9 protein-coding genes are annotated in these 17,865 nt (G+C 70.6%); all 9 read right to left on the minus strand.

Annotated elements, in window-relative coordinates; translation table 11 throughout:
* Window positions 1-7: 7 nt before the first annotated feature.
* A complete protein-coding gene (locus tag ABH935_RS41205) occupies window positions 8-775 on the minus strand; it encodes an ABC transporter permease (protein WP_370383422.1) in 768 nt (255 codons plus the stop codon).
* A complete protein-coding gene (locus ABH935_RS41210; RefSeq protein ID WP_370383423.1) occupies window positions 765-1,601 on the minus strand; it encodes an ABC transporter ATP-binding protein in 837 nt (278 codons plus the stop codon). Before ABH935_RS41210 ends, ABH935_RS41205 begins: the two co-directional genes overlap by 11 nt.
* Before the next feature lie 286 nt (window positions 1,602-1,887).
* The gene (locus tag ABH935_RS41215) at window positions 1,888-4,074 is read right to left on the minus strand and encodes an MMPL family transporter (RefSeq protein WP_370383424.1); all 2,187 of its coding nucleotides are present in this window, start codon (window positions 4,072-4,074) and stop codon (window positions 1,888-1,890) included.
* Window positions 4,075-4,199: 125 nt separating this feature from the next.
* A complete protein-coding gene (locus ABH935_RS41220; protein WP_370383425.1) occupies window positions 4,200-4,982 on the minus strand; it encodes a thioesterase II family protein in 783 nt (260 codons plus the stop codon).
* On the minus strand, window positions 4,979-6,067 hold the full coding sequence (locus ABH935_RS41225) for an HAD-IIIC family phosphatase (RefSeq protein WP_370383426.1): 1,089 nt from the start codon (window positions 6,065-6,067) through the stop codon (window positions 4,979-4,981). Before ABH935_RS41225 ends, ABH935_RS41220 begins: the two co-directional genes overlap by 4 nt.
* The gene (locus tag ABH935_RS41230) at window positions 6,064-7,221 is read right to left on the minus strand and encodes an acyl-CoA dehydrogenase family protein (protein WP_370383427.1); all 1,158 of its coding nucleotides are present in this window, start codon (window positions 7,219-7,221) and stop codon (window positions 6,064-6,066) included. The genes ABH935_RS41225 and ABH935_RS41230 overlap by 4 nt, the downstream gene beginning before the upstream one ends.
* A 1-nt stretch (window position 7,222) precedes the next feature.
* Window positions 7,223-7,483 carry an acyl carrier protein gene (locus ABH935_RS41235; RefSeq protein WP_370383428.1) on the minus strand — a complete coding sequence of 87 codons (261 nt, stop codon included), beginning with the start codon at window positions 7,481-7,483 and terminating at the stop codon, window positions 7,223-7,225.
* A gap of 53 nt (window positions 7,484-7,536) precedes the next feature.
* Complete coding sequence (locus tag ABH935_RS41240) at window positions 7,537-8,403, minus strand: 3-hydroxyacyl-CoA dehydrogenase family protein (protein WP_370383429.1); 867 nt, start codon at window positions 8,401-8,403, stop codon at window positions 7,537-7,539.
* 222 nt (window positions 8,404-8,625) lie between these two features.
* A complete protein-coding gene (locus ABH935_RS41245; protein ID WP_370383430.1) occupies window positions 8,626-17,865 on the minus strand; it encodes an SDR family NAD(P)-dependent oxidoreductase in 9,240 nt (3,079 codons plus the stop codon).

The raw sequence follows: 17,865 nt of genomic DNA on the forward strand, positions 1-17,865 counted from the left end.
TGAATGGTCAGAGCATTCGGGTGCGGCCCCAGCCGCGGGTCAGCCGACGGACCGCGTAGACGCCGGCGAGCAGTCCGAGCCCGCCCAGCACCGCCGCCGGCACCAGCACGCCGCGCGCGTCGTTGGCCACGGCCGCCTGGTCCATCTTCAAAGCCCAGTAGCCGGGAGAGGCGTGAGCCCCGGCCCGGAGCCAGCCCGGCATCAGGCTCAGCGGCACCAGCGCGCCGCCCATCGAGCTCAGCACCAGGGCGCCGACGTCGGAGATCACGCCGAGCTCGCCGGAGCTGCGCGCGACCGTGGCCAGCGCGGCCCCGACGGCCAGCAGCGCGAACGCCCACACCAGGATGGCCAGCGCGACGTAGCCGAGGTCCTTCGGCACCGGCAGGCCGATGACGAAGCACCCGTAGACGAACAGCAGCGCCTGCTGGAACGTCATGATCACGTAGATCGGGATGATCTTGCCGATCAGCATCTCGGTCGCCGTGGCCCGGCTGGCCCGCAGCCGGTCCCAGGTCTGCCAGTTGCGCTCGACCAGGATCGAGTTGCCGGCCACCGCGATCGCGAACACCGAGAACATCACCAGCAGGCCGGTGACCACCTGTGTGGAGCCGCCCTGCACCGCCTTCACGTACAGCGGCTTGAGCACGACCATCAGGACCATCGGCATCACGATGTAGCTGATCGCCTGGCCCGGGTCCCGGAGCCGGATCCTGGTGTTGTGCCGGGCTATCGCGGCGATGCGCTGCCACGACTCACTGATTCGCTCAGGTATCACTGCCCACCGCCAGGGATCGGTAGAGGTCCTCAAGGTCGGCGTTGCGGACCTCGACGGAGGTGATCGTCTGCTCGCTGTCCGCCAGCAGCTCCATGAGGGACTTCGTCGGATCGGTCGTGGAGATCCGGACGTCCTCGTCGTCCTCGAAGCAGGCGTGCACTTCGCCCGGCAGGCCCTCGATGAGTTCGTCGTAGGTCCCGCGGGCGATGATCCGGCCCTCGCGGGCCACGGCGATGGTCGCTTGGAGCTCGGTGAGCTCCGGGAGGTAGTGGGTCGTGTAGACGACGGCGGCGCCCTCGCCGGCGCGCTGCTTGACGACGTCGAGCATGGCCTGCCGGGTCTCCAGGTCGGCGCCGGCCGTCGGCTCGTCGAGCATGAGCAGCGGAGGCTTGTTGATCAGCGCGGTCGCGGCCTGGGTGCGGCGCTGCTGGCCGCCGGACAGGGCGCCGGTCCGCCGGTCCATGATCTCGCCGAGCCGCAGGGCGACACCGAGCTCTTCGATGGCCTCGGCCAGCGCGACCTTGCGCAGCCCGGCCAGCCGCCCGAAGAGCTCCAGGTGCTCGCGCACGGTGATGGAGGGGTACAGGCCCAAGTGCTGCGGCGTGACCCCGACCAGGCCCTTGGCCTTGGCCGGAACCTTGCCGTCGATGGTCACCCGGCCGCTGTCCGGCCGGGTCAGAGCCGTGACGATCTCCACGAAGGTGGTCTTGCCGGCGCCGTTGTGGCCGACCAGGCCGACGATCTCGCCGGGTGCGGCGGTGAGCGAGAAGCCGGCCAGAGCTGTGACCGGACCGTAGCGCTTCGCCAGGTCGAGTGCATCGAGCACGGTGTCACTTCCCTTGGGTAGGAGAACCCTGACAGTGGGCCTGGCGTAACGGTAGGCAGCGGCGGATCAGGGTCGCTAGCAGCAGCAAGTGGCCAGCGAGTGGCCGGGGAATAGATGTCACAGGGGTGCGGGCGCGCGCGGGGACCTGGCGGCGCGAGTGCGCCGCCCGCGGGGACACGGCGAGGGGGGGGGGGGGGGGCCCCGGGGGGGGGGGCGCCCCCCCGCGGGGGGGGGGCCCCCCGCCTCGCCGTATGCCGTGTCGAGTTGTCCCGAAGAGCCTCGGCGCCTACCGCGCAGGCTCCTGAGACGCGTTGGCCGGAACAGGCCCGCCGCTGCGCGCGTCGCCCTCCCGCACGCCGTAGCGTCCGTACAGCGCGCGCAGGAAGCCCGGCGCCCACCAGTTGGCGCTGCCGAGCAGCCGCATCGTGGCCGGGACCAGGAGCAGACGCACCACGGTGGCGTCCACCAGAAGCGCGACGAACATGCCGACGCCGATCATCTTGATGAAGGTGACGTCGGCCATCGAGAAGGCGCCCACCACGATGCACAGCAGCGCCGCCGCCGTGGTGATGATCTTGCCGGTGCTCTGCACGCCGCTGACCACCGCGGCGCGGTTGTCACCGAGGTCGTCCCAGCGTTCCCGGATCCGGGAGAGCAGGAAGACCTCGTAGTCCATCGACAGCCCGAACAGAATCGCGATCATCAAGACCGGCTGGCTGGCCTCGACATAACCGGTCGGGGTGAAGTCGAAGAAGCCCGACAGATGTCCTTCCTGGAAGATCCAGGTGACGACGCCGAACGCCGCGCCGATCGAGACCGCGTTCATGAGGATCGCCTTGATCGGCACCAGGACCGAACCGAAGGCCACGGCCAGGAACAGGAAGGTGAGGCCGGCGACGATCAAGCCCATCCACAGCAGGCGGGAGCTCACCGAGTGCAACTGGTCCACGATGCCGGCGGTCGTGCCGCCGACCAGGATCGTCGCTCCCGACGGCGCCGGCAGTGCCCGGACCCGTTTGACCAGGTCCTGGTTGGCCACCGAGCTCGCGTCGCCGGCGAAGGTCGCCTGCAGCAGGGTGGCCGAGGAGTTCGAGACCTGTACCGAGGTGCCGGTGACGCCCGGGACCGCGGCGAGCTGCTGCTGGTAGGGCTTCGTGGCGTCGGGAGACACCCCTGAGATCAGAACCCTGATCGGCCGGATGTCTCCGCCGGGGAAGTCCGAGGCCAGCTTCTCGGAGACCACGCGGCTCTGCGTCCCGGCCGGCAGCATCCGCTCGTCGACGCCGCCGAAGTGGACGTTGAGCACCGGCGCGGCCAGCACGCCGAGGACCACCAGGACCGCGACCAGGTAGACGACCGGGCGCCGCATCACGCTTCCGGCGATCTTGGCCCAGCGGCCGGAATCGGGATCGGCGGGTGCGACGGATCCGGTCCGCAGCTTGCGGCGCCGGGCCCAGGGCAGGGCCAGGGCGTCGACGCGGCGCCCGAGGATCGCCAGCAGCGCCGGCAGCACGGTGAGGCTGGCGATCATCGCGACCAGCACCGCCGCCGCACCGCCGAAGCCCATCGAGCGCAGGAACACCTGCGGGTAGATCAGCAGACTGGACAACGCGAGCGCGACGAGCAGCCCCGACACTGCGACGGTCCGGCCGGCGGTGGCCATGGTCCGGGCCAGCGCGGGCCGGACTTCCTGGCCGGCGTCGAGCTCCTCCCGGAACCTGGTGACGATGAACAGTCCGTAGTCCACCGCCAGGCCCAGGCCCAGAATCGTGACGATGCTGATCGCGAACGTCGACACCGTCGTGTACTGCTCGATCACCCGGATCGCGGTGAACGCGCCGAGCACCGCCAGGCCGCCGATCAGCGGCGGCATGAGCGCGGCGACCAGGTTGCCGAACACCAGGATCAGCAGCAAGGTCAGGATCGGCATCGAGATGCTCTCGGCCATCGCGATGCCGTCGCCGACCTTGCTGCCGACGTCCAGGTCGACCACCTTCTGCCCGCCGACCAGCGTGGTGAGGCCGTCGGCGGCCAGGGAGTGCCGGACCTTCTTGGCGTTCGAGTCCGAGACCCCGTCGACGAGGTTGACCGAGATGAACGTCGAGTGCCCGTCCGTGGAGAGCATCGACGGCGAGTGCGTGTCGTAGTAGGAGGTCACGCCGGCGACCGAGGGATTGGCCCGGACCCGAGCCTCGACCGCGGTCACCGCGCTCTGGAACGCCGGATCCGTGGCCGCCAGCGTGGTGCTGGAGTAGAGCCCCACCACATCGGCACTCTCGGTCCGCCCGAAGTCCGTGACGATGCGCTCCTTGACGATCTGCGAGTCGCTCTTCGGATCGTCCAGAGTCGCGCTGCCGGACAGCTTGCCGAACGCTCCGGTCCCCCACACCCCGGCGAAGACGGCGAAGGCGACGGTCAAGACCACCACCAACCACCGCAGTCGGCCGACGATCGCGCCCCAGCCAGCGAACATGAATAGGCCTCTCGTCTTGAGGTCAGGCTACTGACGGCGTGAAATCCGTCTACAGCGTGCCCTACCCGAGAGGTTCCCGGGATAGGCGTGCACTGACCACTTCGGCCATCACATTCCGCCAGAATTCACCGGTACGCCGTCCACAACGCCAACGCCTCGGAAATGAGGCTTCTGGTGAGCGCCGCCTGTTCGTAGACCGCGAAGTGCCCACCGGTCAGCACATGCTGCTGGACCGGTCCGACCGTGTGCTCGTTCCACTGCTCCTGCAGCACGACGGGCGCACGTGGATCGTCGGTGCTGGCGAGCACCGTGACCGGGATCGTCAGCGGAGGCTCGGGACGGTAGTCATAGGTCTGCTTCACACTGAAATCGGCCCTGAACGGCGGCAGGATCATCTCCAGCGCACCGGCGTCGGCCAACAGCCACTCCGGCGTGCCCCCGAGGCGGCGCAACATCTGCACCACCTCGGAGGTCGCCATCCCGGCGACCACGGGTTCGTCGTCGGGAGGACTGGACGGCGCGGAGCAGCCGCTGACGAACAGGTGGACCGGCTGTTGCCGGCCGCGCCGGCGGATCGTCCGCACGGTCTCGAAGGCGACCAGGGCGCCGACGCTGTGCCCGTAGATCGCGTACGGCCGGCCCGCGGCTTCGGTCACCACGACCGTCGCGAGCGCCGCGGCCAGTGATTCCATGTCCTGATACGGAGTCTCCCGAAGCCGGTTCTCCCGGCCGGGCAGCTGAAGCGGGAGCACGGCCACTCCGGGCACGCTGTCCTGGAAGGAGCGGAACGCCGAGGCCGCGCCGCCGGCGTGCGGAAGGCAGAAGAGCGGAAGCGCGTCCAGCTCCGTGTTCCGGGGCCGCACCGGAATCCACCGGGAGATGTCCCCGACCACCGGCGTCGCGGTCACGCCAGCACCTCCAGCCGGACGTAGGCCGGCGGCGGCTGCAGCTCGCCGGTGTCCGCCTCAAGGATCGCGGTCGCGCCGTCCCGATCGACTTCGCGAAAGCCGGCGAAGGCGTACGTGATCTGCATCATCCGGTTGCGGCCGGTCTCGACCAGGTCCGCGCGCAGGTTCGCGCCGGACTGCGCGGCCAGCCGCATGATGTGGTTGAGCAGCACCATCCCGACGCCTCGTGACATCACCCGGCAGGACATCAGCAGCATGCGCAGGTTCCAGACCGTCTCGCCCTTCTCCACCAGCGCCAGCCCGATCTTGCCGTAGCTGCCGTACTTGTCGGTCAGTGAGGCGACCAGCACCAGGTGGTCCGGCGATCCGCGCAGCGCGTCGAGCTCCTCGTAGGAGTACGTGCGGCCGGTGGAGTTGAGCTGGTTGGTGCGCACCGTGAGCTCTTCGGCGCGCTGCAGGTCCGCCTCCTTGGCGGACTCGATGGTGAACGCCATCTCCAGGCCCGCCAGGAACTCCTCGTTGGTGCCGACGAAATCCTTCTCCAGCCCGTCGCGGAGGATCTGGCCCTGGTACATCTCCCGGCGCCGTGCCGACTCGTCGGTGACGAACCGGGGCTGGAACTCCGGCCGGTTCACGGCCTCCGGCAGATCGAGGATGTCGACGCAGATGACCTCCGGGGTCCCGAAGCCGACCTCGTCGCGCTCGAAGTCCTGGTCGTCGACGAACGCGAACGCGTCCAGCCCGAGGTTCAGAACCTCGGCGACGATCTTGACCGAGGTGGACTTCGGATTCCAGTTGATCTGCGGGCACAGGAAGTACTCCGCGAGCCCGAACTCCTCCAGCTTGGCCATCGCGGTGTCGTGATCGTTCTTGCTGGCGATCGAGTGCAGGACGCCCTTGGCGTCCAGTTCCTTGATGTGCCGGACGACCCAGTCGCGCACCTTGACGTCGGAGTCCTCCAGGAGGACCCCGTCCCACAGCGTGTTGTCCAGGTCCCACACGATGCACTTGACGCGTCCGCGCTTCGGCTTGGCCGGGAGCACAGCGGCCCCGGACTGGCCCTCGTCCACACTGACAGCGTTCACAGCTTCATCTCCCGATATGCCTCGCCAGCGATCGTCACGCGCTGGATCTCGTTGCTGCCCTCGATGATCTCCATGACCTTCGAGTCCCGGTACAGCCGCGCGACCGGATAGTCCGGTCCGCAGCCGTTGGCGCCGTGGATCTGCACCGCCTCGGAGGCGTGCACCGCGGCGCGCGTGGAGGCGAAGTACTTCGCCACCCACGTCGCCATGATCGTCGCCGAGTCGCGGACGTCCTTGAGCCGGCCGGCCTCCTGGCACAGCAGCCGCGCCGCCCGGACGTCGGTGACCATGTCGGACACCTTCGCCTGGATCAACTGCAGATGGCGCAGCGGCGTTCCGCCGACCTCGCGCCGCGTGGTGTACGCGGCGCAGGCCTCCAGGCAGGCCTGGATGATGCCGACCGAGCCGGCCGCGACGCTGTAGCGGCCCAGGTCCAGGGTTCCGGTCAGCAGCATGCCGGCGGTGAAACCGCTGGGGCCGAGCAGCGCCTCGGGCCCGAGCCGGACGTCCTCGAACATGACCTCGGCGAGCATCGAGGCCCGGGTGCCGAGGATCTCGGGGATGGGCTGCACATGGACACCCGGGGTGTCGCGCGGCACCAGGAAGGCGCCGACGCTGTCGGCCGTGCGCGCGAACACCAGGTACAGGTCCGCCCGCTGGCCGTTGGTGATCCACTTCTTGGTGCCGTTCAGCGTCCAGCCGCCGCCGGCCTGCACGGCCGTGGACGTGATGCCTCCGGCGTCGCTGCCGGCACCCGGCTCGGACAGGCAGAAGGCGCCCAGCGTCGTGCCGTGGGCCAGTTCGGACTCCCACCGTTCGCGCTGGAGGTCCGAACCCCAGCGCCGCAGCGCCCAGGAAACCATCGTGTGCACGGTGAGCAGGCTGCGGACCGACGAGCAGCCGCGGCCCACCTCCTCGTGGATCTCGCCGAGCGTCACCATGTCCATGTCGACGCCGCCGGACGAGTGCGGCAGGAAGGGTGCCCACAGTCCCGCGGCGCCCATCCGCTCCAGCAGCTCCTCCGGGATGCGGCCGTCCTGCTCGAATCCGTTGGCGCGCGGCGTGATGTGCTCGTCGACGAACGCCCGGGCCGCAGCCCGGTCGCGAACGGTCCCGGACTCCACCGCCTCCAGGACGGGGCTCGCGGGGCTCATATCAGACCTCTGCCGTCTCGGGCTGCGCCGTCCGCCGGTCGACCAGCTCGGCCATCGACTTCACGGTGCGGAAGTTGTCCAGGCGCAGCTCCTCGTTCGGGATGGTGACGCCGAAGGTCTTCTCGATGAACATCACCAGCTCCATCGCGAACAGCGAGTTGACGAACCCGAGCTGGAATATGTCCTCGGTCTCCTGGATCCGCACATCCGGGAAACGGCTCACCAGGAAGCCGAGGATCTGCTCCTTCACGTTCTCAGCCATCTTCTGTACCTCTCGTGGATCGGTCGGCTTGCTGGGTCGGTCGGCTTGCCAGGTCAGGCGACGGTCCGGTTCGAACCGCCGTAGTCGTAGAAGCCGCGGCCGGTCTTGCGACCGTGCAGCCCCGCCGCCGTCATCTCGCGCAGCAGCGGACACGGCCGGTACTTGCTGTCCGAATAGTTCTCGTAGAGCACCTCGACGCTGTAGAGGATCGTGTCGACGCCGATCAGGTCGGCGGTCTCCAGCGGTCCCATCGGGTGCCCGAAGCAGCTGCGGAAGACGTCGTCGACGCCGGCGGCGTCGGCCACGCCCTCGTGCACCAGGTAGGCGGCCTCGTTCACGGTGAGCATCAGGACCCTGTTGGACACGAAGCCGCAGGAGTCCTTGACCGGGATGGCGCGCTTGCCCATCGCCGTGAGCATGTCTCGGGTGCGCTCGACGGTCCGCTCGGAGGTGTGCACGCCGGGGATCATCTCCACGGCCGGCTTGGCCGGCACCGGGTTCATGAAGTGCACCCCGATGACGTTCGCCGGCCGCTTGGTGATCGAGGCCACCTGGGTGATCGGGATCGCCGAGGTGTTCACCACGAACACGGTGTCCGCCCCGCAGGCTCGATCCAGTTCCCGGTAGACCTGCTCCTTGACGGCCCAGTTCTCGGTGACGTTCTCGATCACGATGTCGGCCTTGGCCACGGCCGCCGCGCCGACCCCGGTGCTGATCTTCGCCAGCACGGCGTCCGCGTCCACGTCCGGACCGCCCATCAGCCGGCTCATCCGGCAGTTGTTCCGGATGGTCGAGCGCGCCTCGGCCAGGATCTCCTCGGTGGTGTCGACGAGGATGACCTCGTGTCCGGTCTGGGCCAGGTTCTGGGCGACGCCCACTCCCATGACCCCGGCGCCCACGACGCCGATCGCTCCACTCATGAGTCACTCCGTTTCTTCTCGTTGGTGTGGCTAGATGATTGATTCCTGGGGGTTCCGGCATACGGAACCGCAGCTGACATGTGAACTTGCGAAACGGCTCAGCAGCAAGCATGGGCGACACGGACGACCTCCCTCATCCTGGTTTGGCTGTGGGTGGGCGGCCGGGGCGGCCAGGCGCCGCTGATCAGCCGTTTCGCGCCGGTACCCCCAGGAATCAATCATCTAGTTGTCCGTCGGACGGGGATCAGCGGCGCTCGCTTCGGCGGTGGCACGCCGGCGGGAAGCCGAGGCTTCGAGCCCGGACCGGCGCAGCTGGGCGCGGACCTGGTTCCCGTCGTCTTCGGGTCCTGACGAGGACCAGGACGGGGTCCCGGCCGCGGCCGACTCGACGACGAGCGCCAGCGCGGCCACCGTCGGCGCCTCGTAGAGGATGTGCGGGGGCATCTCGGCCAGACCGAACTCCTTGCGCATCGCGGCCACGATGCTGACGCCGAGCAGCGAGTTGCCGCCCAGTTCGAAGAAGTTGTCCTGGACGCCCACCAGCTCCAGCCGCAGCGCGTCCCGCCAGATCTCGGCGATCTTCGCCTCGTCCTCGCCCGACGGCTCCTGGTAGGACGTCACCAGCTCAGGCCGCGGATACCGCTCGCCGGACTGCCGGCGCGAGGGCATGACGGCCTCGATGGTGAACTGCGCGCTGCCCATGACGACCAGCGGGAAGTCCTGAGTGGACACCACGACGCGCGGTTCGCCGGCGGCCAGTGCCCGCTGCAGGGAGCGCCAGCCGTCGTCGAAGCCGATGCCGAAGCGGGCGCGGTTCTCGCGGAAGAAGGTCTGGAGCTTCTCGTCGTATCCGTCGAGGCCCTGTTCCCAGGCGTTCCAGGTCCACTCGCCCCAGTCGATCGAGACCACCCGGCGGCCGGTCGCGGCGAGTTCGCCGGCGTAGCTGTCGAGGAAGGCGTTGGCCGCGCAGTAGTCGACCTGGCCGGGACCGCCGCCGGTGGCGGAGGTGATCGAGGAGAAGTAGACGACGAAGTCGAGCTTGATCTCGCCGTCGGTGCCGACCCCGAGCGCTTCGGTGATGGCCCGCGCGCCGTCGATCTTCGGGGCGGTGACCTGGTCGAGCTCGGCGGGGTGTTTGAACTGCATCAGGCCCATGCCCGGGACGCCGGCGGCGTGCAGGATGCCGTGGACGGCGCCGAAGCGCTCCACCGCGGTGTCGACGGCCTTGCGGACGTCGTCGGGCTTGGTCACGTCGCCGGTGACGACTTCGATCTCGGCGCCGAGGGCGAGAAGCGCCTCGACGCGCTGAACGCGCTGTCTGTCCGTGGAGTTCAGAGTGTCGGAGTGCCACTGCTCGCGCGGCGGCAGTCCGTGCCGGGCGAGCAGGACGAGTTTGGCCTCGCGGTCGCGGACGAGCCGCTCGGCCAGGCCCAGCGCGACACCGCCGAGGCCGCCGGTGATCAGGTAGACGCCGCCGTCGCGCAGGCCGCTGCCCTGCTCGACGGCTGATTCGTCGACGGCCATGGTCTCGTAGCCGGGGATCCAGCGGCGGCCCCGGCGCAGCGCGACGATGCGGTCGGTCCGGGCGCGGCCGAGCTCGGCGGGCAGGTCCGCGGGCTCGTCGACGTCGATGAGGCGCGCGGTGACCTTCGGGAACTCCAGCGGGATGACCAGGCAGGGGCCCATCAGGGTCGCGGCGTCCGGATCGGTGACGTCGCCGCGCAGGACCTGCTGCGTTCCCGAGACGCCGACGTCCAGCGACCAGCTGTCCATACCGAACTCGCCGGCCGCGCGGGCCAGTGCCACGAGGGTGTGCAGGCCGTGGGCACCGGCATCGGCCCGCGCCACCGGTTCCAGATTCCACAGATGGACGACTTGGTCCAGCGGCTGCTTCAGCGCCCGCAGCAGGGACACGGCGTCTTCGAGGCTGCCGGGTCGAACCGTGAAACCGTCGTCCAGGACGGCGAACTGTCTGCCGGGACGGACCATGACCGCATCGGGCCCGAGGCGTCGGGCCACATCATCGGCGGCACCGTCCCTGGTGAAGACCAGCCGGGAGGCGGGTGCCGGACCCCGCGCGGGCATGGCGGTCTGCCGCCAGACGGGTACGTGCAGCCACTGTTCTTCCGGCAGCTTGGGCAGGCTCGCGACGGCCTCGAACAGGTTGCTCGCATCAGGAGCCTGACCCGCTGTGAACTCGCCGGCCCGGTGCCGTTCGGACTCGCCGCCGCCCCTTCCGCTGATCCAGTACCTCTGGCGCTGGAACGGGTAGGTCGGCAGCGGCACGCGGCCCGGCAGACGCTCGTCGGGCCGGCCGTCAGCGTGCTCCGAGGCGCCGATCTGCTCGGAGCGGCCGTGAAACGCGGGCCAGTCCACGTCGACACCCAGCAACCACAGCCGGGCCAGGCAGTCGGCCAGCACGGCGTCGTCGGGCCGGCTGTCGGCGGCGGCCGGCAAGGTGCCAACGATGAGCGGCCAGCGCTTCGGGTCGCCGCCCGCACCACGGATCAGCGCGCCGAGCGACGTGCCGGGGCCGATCTCCACGATGGCCAGCTCAGGGTCGGCGAGCAGGTTCTGGATCCCGGCGGCGAACTGCACGGTGCCGGTCATGTGCCGCGCCCAATAGGCCGGATCGCAGACCAGGCCGGCGTCCGCGATCTCACCGGTGACGTTGGAGATGTAGGGGGTCTTCGGAGCGTTCAGCGTGACGTTCGAGCCGATCCAGGCGGTGAGGTCGGCGGCGGCGCCGTCGAGCATGCGGCTGTGGAACGCGTGCGTCGTCTGCAGTGTGCGGCACGCGATCTCGGCCGCTCGCAGTTCACTGACGAAGTCCTCGACGTCCGGCGCGGGCCCGGACACCACGGTGATCTCGGAACCGTTGAGCGCGGCGATGTCGAGGTTCCGGCTCGACAAGTCGTAGCGGTCCGCGAGCTCCGCCGCGGACACCGAGACCGCCGCCATCGCGCCGTGCGGGAGGGCTGCGATGAGCTTGGCGCGGTGGATGACCAGGGCCAGCGCGTCCGGTACCGAGAGCACCCCGGACAGGCAGGCCGCGACGTACTCCCCCAGGCTGTAGCCGAGCATCAAGCGCGGTCGCACACCCCAGGCCATCAGGGTTCGGGCCAGCGCGTACTCGACCGCGAACAGGGCCGGCTGCAGGGCCGCGGTGTCCTCCAGAGCCGAGGTGCGGTCATCGGGTGCTGATTCGTCACGGCCGAGCAGAGCCGCCAAGCCGCCGCCGGACACCCGGGGACCGGCCAGCAGATCGGTGAGGTCGACGTTCGGAAGAGCTTCGCGCAGCGTCCGCAGACACTCGTCGAGCTCGTCGCGAAAGACTGGTTCCCGGCGGTAGAGCTCTGCGACGAGACCCGGGTACTGCTCGCCGGTTCCGGTGAACAGGAACGCGACCTGCCGGCCCCGCACCGCGTCGACCCGGCTCATCAGGCCGGGGCTGCTCCCGCCCAGGACCTTCGCGGCGCTCTCCACGGTCTCGGCGACCGCCACCCGCCGGTGCTCGAAGGTCTTGCGGCCGATCTGCAGCGTGTAGGCGACGTCGGCGAGGTCGTGGCCGGAGCCGGGACCGGCGAGGTGTTCGGCCAGCCGGGTGGCCGACTGGTCGGCGGCCGCGGCGTTCCGGGTCGACAGCGGCAGCACCTGGAATCGGCGCCCTGATTCACGCTCCGCCCCGGGACCGGTGTCCCTTCGCGGCGCTTCCTGCACCACGACGTGCACGTTCGTCCCTCCCATGCCGAGGGAGTTGATGCCGGCGATGGCCGGCCGCCCGTCCCGTGTCCGCCAGGGACTCAGCGCGGTGTTGACGTAGAAGGGGCTGTTCTCGAAGTCGATCTCGGGGTTGGGGCTGGTGTAGTGCAGGCTCGGCGGGATAACCCGGTCGCGCAGCGCGAGCGAGGTCTTGATCAGACCGGTCACACCGGCGGCGCGGTCCAGGTGCCCGACGTTGGTCTTGACCGAGCCGATCGGGCAGTACTGCCGCGTCCGCGTCGGCCCGAACGCCCGGGTCAGCGCCGCCATCTCGATCGGGTCGCCGAGTTCGGTGGCCGTGCCGTGCGCCTCGATGTAGCTCACGTCCTCGCCGGTGATCCCGGCGTCGGCCAGCGCGTCGGCGACCACCCGGGCCTGCCCGACGACGCTCGGCGCGGTGTACCCGACCTTGAGCGCACCGTCGTTGTTCATCGCCGAGCCGCGGATCACCGACCAGATGTGGTCGCCGTCGCGCAGCGCGTCGGCGAGCCGCTTGAGCACGACGACCGCCGCGCCGTCGCCGAACATGCTGCCGCGCGCCTGCGCGTCGAAGGTGCGTACGTGGCCGTCCGGCGATTCCATGCCGCCGGGCCCGAAGATGTGGCCGACCTTGTCCGGCACCCGGATCGAGACGCCGCCGGCCATGGCCAGGTCGCACTCGCCGGTGCGCAGGCTCTGCATCGCCATGTGCGCGGCGACCAGCGAGGTCGAGCAGAACGTCTGCACCGCGACGCTCGGGCCGCGCAGGTCGAACAGGTAGGAGACGTTCGTGGTGAGGGCGTCCTTGTCGTTGCCCATGATGATCTCGTAGGTGCTGACGTCGCCGCCGAGCAGGGTTTCCTCCGGCATGCGCAGCAGGTAGGTGCTGATGTTGGAGCCGCCGAAGACACCGACGCGGCCCCGGTGTTCGGGTGCGGCGTAGCCGGCGTTCTCCAGGGCCTCCCAGCAGACTTCGAGGAAGAGCCGCTGCTGCGGGTCGGTGAGCGCGGCCATGCGCGGGCTCAGACCGAAGAAAGCGGCGTCGAAGCCGGTGACGTCGGCCAGAACCGGGCGCGCGGGAACGTAGTGGTCGTCGGCGATGAGGTCGGGCGTGACGCCGGAGGCGAGAAGTTCGGCTTCGTCGAAGAAGCTGATGGACTCCACACCGTCGCGGATGTTCTGCCAGAAGGTCGCGACGTCGTCCGCACCGGGGAATCGGCCGGACATCCCCACGACGGCTATCTGGTGGTCGATCTCCGTCCCGGTCCGCTGGACCGCGGGGACCGCCGGCACCATCGGCACCGCCGGCCTGGCGGGCTCGGGCGCCTGCGCGCCGGGGGTGAGCGCCGCGCCCTTCTCGTCGAGCATCGCGGCCAGGTCGTGGACGGTCGGCGCCTCGAACAGGATCACCGAGGGCAGCGTGACGCCGAAGCGTTGCTTGACCATCGTGAGCATCTGCAGCGCCAGCAGCGAGGTGCCGCTGAGGTCGAAGAAGTTGTCACGCGTCCCGACCGGTTCGACGCCGAGGCAGTCCGACCAGACCTCGGCCAGCGCGCGCTCGGTGTCGGTGATCGGGGGGCTGTAGGGCTGGGGCAGCTCGGGGCGGGGGAAGCGTTCGCCGACCGGCGTCGGCGGCGGGAGCGGCACGAGGTCGTCCGCGGGGGCGGCGACTCTGGGCAGCCGGTCGTCCAGGCCGCCGGCGACGACGAGGATCGCGGCGTGTTCCGCGGGCCGGTCCGGGGCCAGGAGCGCGTCGAACGCGGCCAGGGCCTGCCGCTCGGTCATCGCGTGGCGGGTCATGGTCTCGCCGACCGGGCCGCCGAGGCGCGCCAGGGTCGGCGCCCAGGTGTCCCAGCAGGCGGTGATCCAGCGCGTGGACGCGGAGTCGGGTCGGTGGCCGATCGCCGTCAGCGCCGCGTTGGCCGCCGCGTAGCTGCCGAAGGCCAGTCCGCCGAGGACGGAAGAGGTCGAGGAGAAGAGCAGGCAGAAATCAGGAGCCTGGTCCTCGGGGAGCTCGGCGAGGATGGCCGCCAGGGCCTGCGCGCCCCGGACCTTGGCGCCGAAGTGGACCGCCACTGATGCCGGGTCGGCGTAGCGGAGGGGCCGGAACGTGTCCTGAGCCGTCTGCGCGGCGGCGTGAATGATGCCGTCGACGCGGCCGGCCGTGGTCAGCAGCTCGCGCATCGCGTCGGTGTCGGTGACGTCGACCGCCGCGACGACGACCTCGGCCCCGAGATCGCGAACGCGGGCCAGGGATTCCGGCTCGCGGCCGGAGCGGCTGGTCAGGATCAGGCGCGCCGCGCCCTGCCGGGCCAGGTGCTCGGCGATGAGCAGGCCCACGTCGCCGACGCCACCGGTGATCAGGTAGGTGCCGCCGGATCGGATCGCGGTCGCGGCGCTCGCCGTGTCGGCCGAATCGGGCTCTGGCGCGGGCTCCGCGCTGAACTCGATCGGCGCGAAGGTGCGGACGTAGCGCCGGCCGCCTCGGTAGGCGACCAGGATGTCCTGCGAGGACTGGCTGATCTCCGCGGTCAGAGCTTGGGCCACGTCCTCGGCGCTCCCCCGGGGATCGAGGTCGACCGCGCGGCACTCCAGGTTCAGGTACTCCTGGTTGGCGACCACCGGCAGGGCATCGGCCGCCGCCTGTTCGGGCACCGGCCGATCCTCGCCGAGGACGGCCTGTCCGCCGCGCGTGACGATGACGAGCCTGGTCGTCGAACCGGCGCCCTCGCTGCCGAGCTGATCGGCGAGCTTTGCGAACGCGGACACCGGGTCGTCGCCGGGTTCGGTGAGCAACCGCAGGTCGATGACGGTGTCGGCGGTGCCGTCCGCGACCACCGCGGCGCCGGCGCCGGTCAAGGCCTGCGCCAGCCCGACGGTGTCGCCGAGCACCCGGCAGCGCCCGAGCGTGACTGCCGCGCCGGTCGCCGCCTGGCTGATCCACTCGGGTCTCATCAGCCGCACATGTGCCTCGGGCGTGGCCGGCTCCTGCTCGCGCGGCGCGTCGATCCAGTACCGCTCCCGCTGGAACGCGTATCCCGGCAGGCCCGTCTTGGCGACCGGCCTCCCGGCCTGGTAGCCGTCCCAATCGATGGGGACGCCCGCCAGCCACAACCGTCCGACGGCCTCGGCGAGCACAGTGCTCGCCTCGCGGGGGTCGGCCGCGGACGGAAGAGTGGCCACCACCAACGACCACCGGTCGCGCGGGAGGTCCCGGTGCCCACGGGCCATCGCGCCGAGCGAGGGCCCCGGACCGATTTCCAGCAGCGCCGGGTCGCCGGTGGCGATCAGGGTCTTGAGTCCTTCGTCGAACAGCACCGGCCGGCACATGTGCTCGGCCCAGTAACCCGGGTCGGTGACCTGGTCGGCGGTCGCGAGCTGTCCGGTCACGCCGGAGATGTAAGGGATCTGCGGCTCTGAGAGCCGGATGTGCTGGCCGATCCAGGCCGTCAGCTCGTCCTTGACCGGTTCCAGCATCCGCGAGTGGAACGCGTGGCTGGTGGCCAGCGGCCGGACCGGCACGCTCCCGGTCTCCAGGAACGCCCTGAACCGGTCGATCGCCTCCGGCGGGCCGGCGACGACCGTCACCTCGCGGCCGTTGACCGCGGCGACGTCCACCGCCTCGATCTCCGAGCGTTCGAGGTGGACCCGGACATCGGCGACCGGCAGCGGCACCGCCGCCATGGAACCGGTCGGCAGGGTATTGATGAGCTGCGCCCGGCGGGCAACCAGAGCCAACGCGTCGCCAAGGCTCACAACGCCGGCCAAGCAGGCGGCGACGTACTCGCCGAGACTGTAGCCGATCATCACCGAGGGCTGGATGCCCCAGGCCATCAGAAGCCTGGCCAGTGCGTATTCGACGGCGAAGACCGCGGGCTGGAGCCGATCGGTGGCCGCACCGTCGCGGTGTGACTCTTCGACGGCTTCGCGTCCCAGCATCCGCGCGAGCCCGGCCGCCTCGCCGGACTCCCGCGCGGACAGCATCTCCTGAAGTGGGTCCACTCCCCCGAGCCGTTCGATCAAAACGGCGCGGCACTGCTCCAGCGCCTCGCGGAACACCGGTTCGGCCGCGTACAGATCCGCGGCCATGCCCGGGTACTGCTCTCCCGTGCCGGCGATGAGGAACCCGACCTCGCGGTCGGTGCGCGTCTCAGCGCGGACGAGGACCTGAGCGTCGCGGATTCCAGTGACCGCGTCGTGGATCGACGACGCGACCAGGATCCTGCGATGTTCGAAGACCCGACGCCCGGACTGAAGCGTGTGCGCGATATCGGAGAGTCGGTCTCCTGCTCCGGCCGGCGAGGCCAGGTGCTCGGCGAGCTGTTCGGTCATCGCCTCGGCCGCCGCGGCGCTGCGGCCGGACCAGACCAGCAGCTCCGGACGCGGCGAGGGCTCGGGCCGCGCCGTGACCGGCGCTTGTTCGAGCACCGTGTGCGCGTTCGTCCCGCCGATCCCGAACGCGCTGACCCCGGCGCGGCGCGGGCGGCCGTCGCGGTCCGGCCAGTCCGTCAGCCGGGTCACCACGTCCAGCTTCGCCGCGCCGGCGGCGAGCTGCGGGTTGGGATCGGTGAGGTTGCGCGTCGGCGGGATCTCGCCGCTGCGCAGTGCCAGCACGGCCTTGATCAGCCCGGTGACGCCGGCCGCCCGGTCCAGGTGCCCGACGTTGGTCTTGATCGAGCCGATCAGCAGGCTCTCGCCGGAGAACACCTGCTGCAGAGCGGCGATCTCTGAGGCGTCGCCGAGGGCGGTGCCGGTGCCGTGCGCCTCGACGTAGTCGATGTCGGCGGGGGCGAGACCGGCCACGGACAGGGCCTCGGCGATGACGGCCGCCTGGCCCCGGACGCCGGGAGCCGTGAATCCGACCTTCCGTCCGCCGTCGTTGTTCACGGCCCAGCCCCGGATGACCGCGTAGACCCGGTCCCCGTCGGCCAGCGCGTCCTCCAGCCGGCGCACGGCCACGACGCCGACGCCGCTGCCGACCGGAGCCCCGAGCCCGGCCGCGTCGAAGGCCCGCGTCTCGGCGTCCGGCGGCGCGATGCCGCCGGGCTGATAGAGGTACCCGACCCGCTGCGGCACCGCGACGTTGACGCCGCCGGCCAGTGCCAGGTCGCACTCGAAGGCGCTCAGGCTGGACGCCGCGGCACACACCGCCACCAGCGACGTCGAGCAGTAACTCTGCACACTGTAGCTGGGGCCGGTCAGGTCGAGGTTGTGCGCGACCCGAGTCGTGAGCGAGTCCTTGTCGTTGGCCAGGCCCACGACCAGGTCCCCCAGCGCGGCCGCGGTCCCGCTGGGGCCGAGGTTGTTCTGCAGGTAGGTGCTGAACGCGCTGCCTCCGAACACGCCGATCGCGCCGTCGAAGCGTGAAGGATCGCAACCGGCATCCTCCAGCGCGTGCCAGGAGTGCTCCAGGAACAGGCGCTGCTGCGGGTCCAGGATCTGCGCGTCCTTCGGGCCGTAGCCGAAGAAGCCCGCGTCGAACAGGTCGTAGCCGTCGATCACGGCACCGGCCTTGACGTAGGCCGGGTCCGCCAACAGGGCGCGGGGGACGCCGGCGGCGAGCAGCTCGCCGTCGGTGAAGCGGGTCACGCCGGAGCGCCCGGCGCGGATCGCGTCCCAGAGCTCTGAGACGCTGCCGGCACCGGGGAACCGTCCGGACATGCCGACGATGGCGATGTCCGTCCCGGCCGCCTCGGCGCCCTGATCGAGGGTGTCGGTCAT

This window comes from Catenulispora sp. GAS73 (assembly GCF_041262085.1).
Lineage (GTDB): Bacteria > Actinomycetota > Actinomycetes > Streptomycetales > Catenulisporaceae > Catenulispora.

Coding starts and splice junctions, on each gene's coding strand:
- ABH935_RS41235 (WP_370383428.1), bottom strand. CDS start 7,483: ATGGCTGAGAACGTGAAGGAGCAGATCCTCGGCTTCCTGGTGAGCCGT.
- ABH935_RS41245 (WP_370383430.1), bottom strand. CDS start 17,865: ATGACCGACACCCTCGATCAGGGCGCCGAGGCGGCCGGGACGGACATC.
- ABH935_RS41240 (WP_370383429.1), bottom strand. CDS start 8,403: ATGAGTGGAGCGATCGGCGTCGTGGGCGCCGGGGTCATGGGAGTGGGC.
- ABH935_RS41230 (WP_370383427.1), bottom strand. CDS start 7,221: ATGAGCCCCGCGAGCCCCGTCCTGGAGGCGGTGGAGTCCGGGACCGTT.
- ABH935_RS41215 (WP_370383424.1), bottom strand. CDS start 4,074: ATGTTCGCTGGCTGGGGCGCGATCGTCGGCCGACTGCGGTGGTTGGTG.